Annotated in this window: 6 protein-coding genes; 2 read left to right on the top strand and 4 right to left on the bottom strand. The window is 73.5% G+C overall.

Translation table 11 applies throughout. The features are described from left to right. Positions 1-610, bottom strand: a 610-nt coding sequence (locus BFF77_RS31080) for an N-acetylmuramic acid 6-phosphate etherase (RefSeq protein ID WP_141698583.1), incomplete at its 3' end; no start/stop codon positions are given. Positions 611-736: 126 nt separating this feature from the next. Continuing rightward, the gene (locus BFF77_RS31075) at positions 737-1,660 is read right to left on the bottom strand and encodes a MurR/RpiR family transcriptional regulator (protein ID WP_066956731.1); all 924 of its coding nucleotides are present in this window, start codon (positions 1,658-1,660) and stop codon (positions 737-739) included. 84 nt (positions 1,661-1,744) lie between these two features. On the opposite strand from BFF77_RS31075, the gene BFF77_RS31070 reads away from it, so the two are divergent. Both BFF77_RS31070 and BFF77_RS31065 read left to right on the top strand, forming a co-directional pair. After that, on the top strand, positions 1,745-2,254 hold the full coding sequence (locus BFF77_RS31070) for a hypothetical protein (protein ID WP_066956737.1): 510 nt from the start codon (positions 1,745-1,747) through the stop codon (positions 2,252-2,254). Next, positions 2,251-2,541, top strand: coding sequence for a DUF4031 domain-containing protein (locus tag BFF77_RS31065; RefSeq protein WP_066956728.1), 291 nt, complete (start codon positions 2,251-2,253; stop codon positions 2,539-2,541). Before BFF77_RS31070 ends, BFF77_RS31065 begins: the two co-directional genes overlap by 4 nt. On the opposite strand, the gene BFF77_RS31060 is transcribed toward BFF77_RS31065, so the two are convergent. After that, positions 2,538-3,824 (bottom strand): Cmx/CmrA family chloramphenicol efflux MFS transporter, encoded by a 1,287-nt coding sequence (locus tag BFF77_RS31060; RefSeq protein WP_066956734.1) that lies wholly within the window; start codon positions 3,822-3,824, stop codon positions 2,538-2,540. The genes BFF77_RS31065 and BFF77_RS31060 overlap by 4 nt on opposite strands. Before the next feature lie 228 nt (positions 3,825-4,052). Beyond that, a complete protein-coding gene (locus BFF77_RS31055; RefSeq protein ID WP_066956726.1) occupies positions 4,053-4,715 on the bottom strand; it encodes an HD domain-containing protein in 663 nt (220 codons plus the stop codon). Positions 4,716-4,883: the final 168 nt, after the last annotated feature.

Genomic DNA, 4,883 nt, shown 5'->3' with positions numbered 1-4,883 from the left:
CGGCGGCGGCGGCGAGCGCGCTGCCCGCGTTGCAGGAGAGTCCGACGGTGAGCGCGCCGAGGGAGCGGGCGTGCTCGACCGCGCCGATCGCGTACGGGGTGCGGCCGGAGGCGGAGACGCCGACGACGGTGTCGTTGGCGGTGAGCTTGACCGCGGTGAGGTCGGCGGCGGCCAGTTCCTTCGAGTCCTCGGCGCCTTCCACGGAGGTGACCATCGCGCCGGGACCGCCCGCGATCAGGCCGATGACGTCGTCCGCGTCGGTGTTGAAGGTGGGCGGGCACTCGCTGGCGTCGAGGACGCCGAGCCGTCCCGCCGTACCCGCGCCCGCGTAGATCAGCCGGCCGCCACGGGCCATGCGCTCGGCGATGGCGTCGACGGCGGCGGAGATCCGGGGGAGCTGGGCGGCGACGGCGGCGGGGACGGTGGTGTCCTCGCCGTTCATCAGCCGGGCGATGTCGAGGGTGGGCAGCGTGTCGATCTCCGCCAGCTCGGGGCGGAAGGCCTCGGTGGTGAGGGTGTCGAGCTGCGCGCGGAGTTCACCGTACCGGCGGTGCCGGCCGTACGGGTCGTGCTGCTCCTGGTGCTCCTGCTGGTCCTGTCGGGAGGTCATGAGGGAACGGCTCTTTCTGCGTGGCGAGCGTGGTGAGCGTGGCGGGGGAGTGCGGGTGCGGGTGCCGGTGCGGGTGCCGGTTCTGCTGCCGGTTCTGCTGCCCGTGCCAGGCGGCGGGCCGGTGGATCAGCGGCCCGTGCCGCGCGGGCTGTGCCGGTGCGCGAGGGCCTCGTACGACGCGGAGAGGGCGGGCGCCGCCGTCTCGTACGTACGCTGGGCGACCCCTATGAACAGGCAGTCGACCACCAGGAGCTGGCTCGTACGGCTGGACATGGCGGCCGGGCGCAGCTCGCTCTCGCGGGCGGTGGAGGTCGTCAGTACGTGGTCGGCGTACTGCGAGACCGGTCCGTCCGGGCGGCCGGTGATCGCGACCGTCGTCGCGCCGTGGTCGAAGGCGACCCGGAGCGGTTCGATGACATCGCCGGTGGAGCCGGAGTGGGTGATCGCGATGGCCACGTCACCGGAGCGGAGCTGGACGGCGTTGGTGACGGCGAGATGCGGGTCCGAGTGGGCGTGGGCGATCAGGCCGATACGCAGCAGCTTCTGCGCGAGATCCATGCCGACGAGGGCGGAGGCGCCGACACCGTAGATGTCGATGCGCCGGGCCGCCGCCGCTGCCGTGACGACGGCGCCGAGCTGGACGGTGTCGAGCGCGGCGGCGGTGTCGGCGAGGGTCTGCTGTTCGTCGTAGGCGAGCTTGGCGACGACATCGGCGATCGGGTCGTCCACGGCTATGTCGGCCGTGACGGCCGGGGCGCGGCCGGACTGCTGCTGGGCGGCGAGGCCCGCGAGGGCGAGGCGCAGATCGCGGTAGCCGGGATAGCCGAGGAGCCGGGCGGTGCGGACGACGGTCGCCTCGCTCGTGCCGGTCAGCTCGGCGAGGCCGGTGACCGTGAGCGCGGCGCAGCCGGCCGGATCGCCCGCCACGGCCTCGGCGACGAGCTGCATGGAACGGGTCATCGTGGGCGCGAGGGTCCGCACCTTGGCGGCGAGCGCGGCGGGTACGGGTGGGGGGTCGACGCTGAAAATTTCCTTCACATCTTGGGTCACCTTTGAAAGATATTTTCGGATTTGGCCGGTCGTCAACCCCGCGCTGTCCCCGACAATGGCTGGATGGACGACCGTGACGACCGTATGGATGAGCGCGGGGACGAGGAGAATCCTCGTGTGGACCCGAGGGGCGTGGACCCGCTGGAGCGGGCGCTGCACTCCGCGCGTGCGCTGGTGCTGGCCGATCTGATCGCGGGCGATGTGGCGCGCGCCGAGGTCGTGTCCCTGGTGGAGGAGTCGGTGTCGCACCGGCGCTGGTGGGTCGAGCAGTGGCCCGAGGGCGCCGCGTATGTGGCGGGGCTGGTCGCCCAGGACGTCCAGGACGCGCTGATGGAACGGTACGGCCGCTGGCCGCTCTGCCCGGTCTGCTCGGAGGCCGAGGGCGTGGAGGCCGAGTCGCACGCCCTGGACGTGGAACCGGAGCTGGGGCCCGATCCGCACTGGGTCTGCGGAAAGGCGGGCGTGGTGATCGCGGCGGTGGGATCGCTGGGCGGCGGCCGGCGCGCGGTGGGCGGGACCGATACGGATCCGGCGGGGCCGGAGCACGGCCGGGGCGGCCGGGACGCCTCCGGCGAGCCGGGCGGCGCCTCATGACCGTCTACATCGACCCGCCGACCTGGCCGGGTCATGGCCGTATGTGGTCCCACCTGGTCAGCGACGTCTCGTTCGACGAACTGCACGCCTTCGCGGCCACGGTCGGCTGCCCGCCCCGCGCCTTCGAACGCGACCACTACGACGTCCCGTCGGACCGCTACGGCGACGTGGTGCGCGCGGGCGCGGTGGAAATCGGTTCCAAGGAACTCGTCCGCAGACTCACGGAGGCGGGCCTGAGACGGCCCAAGGGCCGCCCGCGTCCGATGCCACCGTCCCGGACGTCCTAGGCCCTGTTTCGAAACACGCCCTGGCCACGGGTGGCCTCGGTGGCCCCCGGCACCTCTGCCGTCCCGGCCGTGGCGTCGGCGGGTGCGGGCGGTACGGGCGGTGCCGTGCGTGAGGAGCCCGCCACCACCCGGCTGGTCGCCTTGTGGTGGAAGCGCAGGGACACGGCCGTCAGCGCGATCGCGACCACCGTCATCGCCGCGCCCGCCCAGGCCGTCGAGGCGAAGCCGAGGTCCGCGTCGATGACCGTGCCGCCCAGCCAGGGGCCGCCCGTGTTGCCCAGGTTGAACGCGGCCGTGGTGGTGGCGCCCGCGAGGGTGGGGGCCGCCGCGGCGATGTTGAACAGACGGGCGTTGAGGGCCGGTGCCGTGTAGAACGCCGAGACGCCGAGGAGGAAGGTCAGCGCGACCACGGCGACCGGGTTCGACGCGGTGAGCGCCAGCAGGACGAGCAGCACCGTCGAGGCGGTGATACCGCTGAGCATCACGCCGAAGAGATGCGCGTCCGCGTACCGGCCGCCCAGCGCCGTACCCACCAGCGCGCCGACACCGAAGAGTCCGAGCACGCTCGGCACCCAGCCGCTGTCCAGCCCGGCCACATCCGTGAGCAGCGGCGCGAGATACGAGAACGCGCAGAAGACACCGCCCGCGGAGAGCGCGGTGACGGTGATGGAGAGCCAGACCTGGCGGTCGCGGTAGATGGTCAGCTCCCGCTTGAGCCGCGGCCTCTCGGCCGGCACCGGGATACGCGGGATGAGGGTCATGACACCGGCCAGCGCGACCGCCGAGGCGGCGCCGACGGCCCAGAACGCCGAGCGCCAGCCGAGGTGTTCGCCGAGGAAGGCGCCGGCCGGTACGCCGAGGACGTTCGCGATGGACAGGCCGCCGATCATCACGGCCATGGCGCGGGCGCGCGCGTCGAGCGGGACCATCGCGATGGCGACAGCCGCGCCCACCGCCCAGAATCCGGCGCAGGCGAAGGCGCTGACCACCCGGGACGCGAAGAGCACCTCGTAGGTCGGGGCCAGCGCGCCCGCGACCTGGCCGAGGCCGAAGACGGAGATCAGGGCGATGAGCGTGGTGCGGCGGGGCAGCCGCAGGGTGGCCACGGCGAGCAGCGGAGCGCCGATCACCATGCCGATCGCGAAGGCGGATATGAGGAGTCCGGCGGTGGGGATGGACACGTTCATGTCGTCGGCGAGCGGCGGCAGCAGGCCGGAGAGCATGAACTCACTCGTGCCGAGGGCGAAGACCGCGAGGCCGAGGATGTAGACGGCGAGGGGCATGCCGGAGCGTCGGTCGGTGCTCGTGAGGGTGTCGGCGCTGCTCGTGCTGCCGGTGGTGCTCGTGCGGATGTCGGCGGAATCGCGGGCGTCGGTGGAATCGGGCACGACAGGTGCCAACGCCGGTGTCGGTCGTGGCATTCCCCTCCGTGCGACCGGCCGCCGCCACGCCCGCGGTAGCGCCCGCGCTCACGCCCCCGCCCGCGTTCACGCCCGCAGTCACGCCCGCAGTCACGCCCGCAGGGCGTCCAGTTCGGTGGTCAGGTTGTGGCGGGCGCGGTGCTCCCACTCCCGTACGGCATGGGGGGTACGGAACAGGCCCGGCAGCGCGAGCAGTTGCTCCAGTACGGCCGCCCGTCCCGCGCGGAACTCCGCGTCCGGGACGAATCCGTACTCCTCCCTGACCGCGCTCTGGTACGCGGCGTACGCGTCCTGCGCCGAGGCCAGGATCGCGAGGTCGGCGTCGCACAGGACGGCACCGTCGCGGTCGCCGGGCGCGGCGGCGTGAGTGGTGGTGAGGCGGACGAGCCGGGCGACCTCGCGCGTACGGGTGTCGCTCAGACCGGCCTCGGACAGGGCGCGTTCGGCGAGACGGGCGGAGCGCTCCTCGTTCTCGGAGCGGTCGGGCCGGTAAACGGCGTCGTGGAACCAGGCGGCGAGGCGTACGACGTCCGGGTCGTCCGCGTACTCGGCGAGTGTGTCGATGTGGTCGAGGACGGCGAGCAGATGAGCGGTGGTGTGGTAGCGGCGCTGAGGTTCGGCCCAGCGGGCGAGGAGGTCGTCGGCGTACACGTACGGGTCGGGCGGGCCTTCGCCGCGGACGGCGAGGAGCGTGGCGGCGAAGCGGTCGCGCAGATCGCGGTCGCGCAGGTCGCTCGGATCAGGGGCGGGCATGGGACGACCATAGGGCCGGGCCCGGAACGGATGTGTCCCGGGCCCGGGCCGAGCGGCGCTCGTGCACAGCGGCCCTCGCGGCGGCCGGGCCCTGTGCGCCGGACAGTGCGGCCGGGCCCTCCGGCCGGGCCCTCCGGCAGGGCAGTGCGGCCGGCCCCGGTCCGGCCG

The organism is Streptomyces lushanensis (genome assembly GCF_001700515.1).
In the GTDB taxonomy this organism is placed as follows: Bacteria; Actinomycetota; Actinomycetes; order Streptomycetales; family Streptomycetaceae; genus Streptomyces; species Streptomyces lushanensis.
This window is presented reverse-complemented; position numbering and strand designations above follow the sequence as displayed.